This is a genomic window from Corynebacterium sp. (genome assembly GCF_030538285.1).
Lineage (GTDB): Bacteria > Actinomycetota > Actinomycetes > Mycobacteriales > Mycobacteriaceae > Corynebacterium.
The window spans coordinates 1-4,079 of sequence record NZ_JAUNUG010000085.1; the positions used below are offsets into that span (position 1 = coordinate 1).

Annotated in this window: 7 protein-coding genes and 1 pseudogene; 7 read left to right on the top strand and 1 reads right to left on the bottom strand. The window is 65.3% G+C overall.

Annotation, left to right across the window (positions count from 1 at the left end; genetic code table 11):
* From Q4G50_RS14450 to Q4G50_RS14480, 7 genes and pseudogenes are all read left to right on the top strand, one after another.
* Window positions 1-296, top strand: a pseudogene (locus tag Q4G50_RS14450) (F0F1 ATP synthase subunit beta); the annotation flags it as partial.
* Window positions 297-308: 12 nt separating this feature from the next.
* Window positions 309-680: a F0F1 ATP synthase subunit epsilon gene (locus Q4G50_RS14455; RefSeq protein ID WP_303378353.1), complete on the top strand. Its 372-nt coding sequence runs from the start codon at window positions 309-311 to the stop codon at window positions 678-680.
* A 150-nt stretch (window positions 681-830) separates the two neighbouring features.
* The gene (locus Q4G50_RS14460) at window positions 831-1,295 is read left to right on the top strand and encodes a DUF2550 domain-containing protein (protein WP_303378354.1); all 465 of its coding nucleotides are present in this window, start codon (window positions 831-833) and stop codon (window positions 1,293-1,295) included.
* Window positions 1,296-1,316: 21 nt separating this feature from the next.
* Entirely contained in the window at window positions 1,317-2,009 is a 693-nt protein-coding gene (gene nucS / locus Q4G50_RS14465) for an endonuclease NucS (RefSeq protein WP_303378355.1), read from the top strand.
* On the top strand, window positions 2,009-2,308 hold the full coding sequence (locus Q4G50_RS14470) for a hypothetical protein (protein ID WP_303378356.1): 300 nt from the start codon (window positions 2,009-2,011) through the stop codon (window positions 2,306-2,308). Before nucS ends, Q4G50_RS14470 begins: the two co-directional genes overlap by 1 nt.
* Window positions 2,309-2,318: 10 nt before the next feature.
* Entirely contained in the window at window positions 2,319-2,615 is a 297-nt protein-coding gene (locus Q4G50_RS14475) for a thiamine-binding protein (RefSeq protein WP_303378357.1), read from the top strand.
* Between the two features lie 11 nt (window positions 2,616-2,626).
* Window positions 2,627-3,538, top strand: coding sequence for a tetratricopeptide repeat protein (locus Q4G50_RS14480; RefSeq protein WP_303378358.1), 912 nt, complete (start codon window positions 2,627-2,629; stop codon window positions 3,536-3,538).
* A gap of 59 nt (window positions 3,539-3,597) precedes the next feature.
* On the opposite strand, the gene Q4G50_RS14485 is transcribed toward Q4G50_RS14480, so the two are convergent.
* The coding region (locus Q4G50_RS14485; protein ID WP_303378359.1) for an alpha amylase C-terminal domain-containing protein at window positions 3,598-4,079 on the bottom strand (482 nt) is incomplete at its 5' end.

Here is a 4,079-nt window from a genome sequence, read left to right on the forward strand (position 1 = left end):
AGAAGAACAAGGAACTCCAGGACATCATCGCCATCCTCGGTATGGACGAGCTGTCTGAGGAGGACAAGATCACCGTCCAGCGTGCTCGTCGTCTCGAGCGCTTCCTGGGCCAGAACTTCTTCGTCGCTGAGAAGTTCACCGGTCTTCCGGGTTCCTACGTCCCGCTGACGGACACCATCGATGCGTTCGAGCGCATCTGCAACGGTGACTTCGACCACTACCCGGAGCAGGCCTTCAACGGTCTGGGTGGCCTGGACGACGTCGAGGCTGCATACAAGAAGATCACCGGTAAGTAGGAGGAGACGCACATGGCTGACATCACCGTTGAACTGGTTGCCGTGGAGCGCATGCTCTGGTCGGGTACGGCCAGCATCGTCACCGCGCAGACCACTGAGGGTGAGATCGGCGTGCTGTCGGGTCACGAGCCGATGCTCGGGCAGCTGCGCGAGAACGGCGTCGTGACCATCCGTCCGACCGACGGCGACAGGCTCGTCGCCGGCGTGCAGGGTGGCTTCCTCTCCGTCTCCCCGGAGAAGGTCAGCATCCTCGCGGATTATGCGATCTGGGCTGATGAGGTTGACTCCTCTGAGGCCGAGTCCCAGCTGCAGGACGAGGACGAGACCGTCCGCTCCCGTGCGGAGGCGTCTCTCAACGCCGTGCGTCGTAAGGCTGAGGGCTAAATCCGAGGCGCCGCCTCTACCTCTCTCAGGCCGGCACCCACCAGCATTGTTGCTGGTGGGTGCCGGTTTTTATGTGCTTATCGACGCCGCTTCGCATTCTGTGGCCGGAGTACTAGAATTGACGCTTAACCGTTAGGAAAGGGTTCGTCTGTGGAGATTGTGGCCTGGGTACTCATTGCGATTGCCGCTCTCGCGGTGCTGCTCGCCATCTGGCGCTTTCTCACGTTGCGTTCCCGGGGACAGACGATCCTCCTGCGCCGCCTGCCGGCCTCTGGCGCGCATGGGTGGCGGCACGGCACGATCCGCTATAACGGCGATGATCTGGAGTACTTCAAACTACGCTCGATCTCCCCGATGGCGGATAAGGTGTTCAACCGCCAGCACCTGGATTTCCATGAGCCGCGCGTGCTCAGCGCGGAGGAGAAGGCGTTCATGTCAGACAACCTCTCCGTGGCCACCCTGTGCGAGGATGGCACCCATTATGAAGTGGCCCTGGGTGCCCACGAACTCATGGCATTGACTGCCTGGGTGGAATCGGCGCCGGATATCCGCCACGAGCGGGTGGATCATGCCGCCTTACGTAACAGGATCACCCGGGGGAAGAACGGGAAGTAGCCTGCGGCTAGGGTGGTCTGCATGCGTTTAGTGATCGCCCGTTGCTCCGTGGACTATGTCGGCCGCCTGGAGGCACATCTGCCGCTGGCGGATCGCCTGCTGATGATCAAGGCTGATGGTTCGGTGTCTGTGCACGCCGACGACCGCGCCTATAAGCCGCTCAACTGGATGACTCCGCCCTGCACCCTGACCGAGACCTCCATCACTGACATCGACGGGGAGGACACGGGTGAGCAGCTGTGGATCGTGGAGAACTCCAAGGGGGAGCAGCTGCGTATCACCATCGAGAAGGTCCACCACGAGACCAGCCATGACCTGGGCGAGGACCCGGGCCTGGTCAAAGACGGCGTGGAGGCGCACCTGCAGGAGCTGCTGGCCGAACACATCACCACCCTCGGCGAGGGATATTCACTGGTGCGCCGGGAATACCCCACGGCCATTGGGCCCGTTGACCTTCTTGCCCGGGACTCCGAGGGCGCGACCATCGCCGTGGAGATCAAGCGCCGCGGTGGCATCGACGGCGTGGAACAGCTCAGCCGTTACCTGGAGCTGCTCAACCGTGATGAGCTGCTGCGGCCGGTCGTCGGTGTCTTTGCCGCCCAGGAGATCAAACCGCAGGCCCGCCTGCTGGCCGAAGACCGGGGCATCAGGTGCCTGACCCTCGATTACCAGGCGCTGCGAGGCATTGAAACCGATGAGCTCCGGTTGTTCTGATGCCGCGGCGTAACCAGCGCGGAGGGGGGCGTCGAGAAGCAAAGAAGCCACGCGAGCTGCCCCGTGACGGCGCGGCCTTCTACGGCACCCAAGCCGTTGAGGGACCCAGCTGGACCCAGGGGGAGACGTACCTCTTCCGCCACATGGGCAGCCATGCGGCGACGAAGTTCTACGTCTGTCCCGCCTGCAACAACAACATCCCACCCGGAGTGGCCCACATCGTTGCCTGGCCGCGCGATACCGGCCGGGGTGCCGATGACCGGCGGCACTGGCACCGACACTGCTGGGACAGACGGTAGCCTGGTGGGCATGATCATCGCCTTTTCAGTGGCGCCCGCGGTCACCACGACCCCGGACGCCGAGATGTCCGCCGCCGTCGCCGAGGCCGTCCGCATCGTCCGGGAATCCGGCCTGCCGAACGAGACCAACGCCATGTTCACCCTCGTCGAGGGGGAGTGGGATGAAGTGATGGATGTGGTCAAGCGGGCCACCTTCGCCGTGGCGGAAGTCTCGCCGCGCGTCTCGCTCGTCCTCAAGGCCGATATCCGGCCGGGGTATGAGGACCAGCTGCACCAGAAGGTCACCTCGCTCGAGAAGCACTTTTAGAAGGAGAAACCTTGAACAACCAGCACCGCTACGTCTCTGGAGCCATCGACCTCGCGGAGGTCAAGGCCCGCGCGGAGGCTCGTGAACAAGCCGCCGCAGCTGCCTCCCGCCCCGCCGGGTCCGGGCCCGCGCCGTTTATCACCGTCACCCCGGACAACTTCGAGGAAGAAGTGGTCCGCCGCTCCATGCAGGTGCCCGTGGTAGCACTCGTCGGCACCCCGCGCAGCCCCGAATCCGAGCAGCTCAAGACCGACTTGCAGTCGCTGGCCACCGCCGCCGGAGGCACGTTCATCGTCGGCTACGTCGACGCTGACGCCACCCCGGCCGTCGCCCAGGCCTTCCGGGTGCAGGCACTTCCCACCGTCATCGCCCTGGGCGCGGGCAGCCCGCTCACCCAGTTTGAGGGTGGCCAGCCCCTGGACGCGCTGCGCTCCTGGGTCAATTCCCTCGTGGAGCAGGTCGGCCCGCAGCTCACGGGCCTGGACGCCGCCCCGGCGGAAGAGGAGACGGAGGACCCACGCCTGGAGGCCGCCCTCGCCGCGCTGAATACCGGAGATTTCGACGCCGCTATCGCCGTCTACGACGAGATCCTCGCTGAGACCCCGGGCGATACCAACATCACTCAGGCCCGCGATACGGCGAAGCTGCTCAAGCGACTCGACCCGGTCAACCAGACCGAGGACCCGATCGCGGCGGCGGAGGCGGCGCCGGCAGACGTCGACAAGCAGTTCCGTGCCGCCGATGCCGAAGTCGTCGCCGGGGCCCCCGAGCGCGCCTTCGAGCGCCTCATCGGCCTCATGAGCGCGGTCCCCGCCGAGAAGCTGCGCGTGCGCGACCGCCTGGTCGAGCTCTTCGCGCTTTTCGACGCCGCCGACCCCCGCGTCACCACCGCCCGCACGAACATGGCCTCGGCACTGTTCTAGAAACAACCCCGCCCCCGCACCGTGGAAACGGTGCGGGGGCGTCGGCGTCGATAAGCGAACTACCAGCCGCCGCGGTGGCGGTACCACTGCACGGAGTTGGCGGGGATGTGCACGGTCAGGGAATGCTCCTGGCCGTCCCAGCCCTCGTTGTCGGTGGAGACAACCTGGGCGATGTTGTTGCCGGCACCCTGGTACTTGGCGTCGTCGGTGTTGAGCACGAGCTCCCAGTCACCGGCGCGCGGGATACCCAGCTTGTAGGCCGGCTGCGAGGTACCGGAGAGGTTGATCACGGACAGCAGCGCGGAACCGTCGTTGCCCCAGCGGACATAAGCCAGCAGGTTGTTGGCGGCGTCATCGCCCTTGATCCACTGGAAGCCAGCCGGATCGTGGTCCTGGGAGTACAGGGCCGGGGAAGAGCGGTACACCCAGTGGATGTCCTTGACCAGGTCCTTGATACCTGCATGGAACTCGTGGCCCCAACCTTCCAGGTTGGACCAGTCGATGGAGTAGGCCTCGTTCCACTCGCCGGTCTGGCCGAACT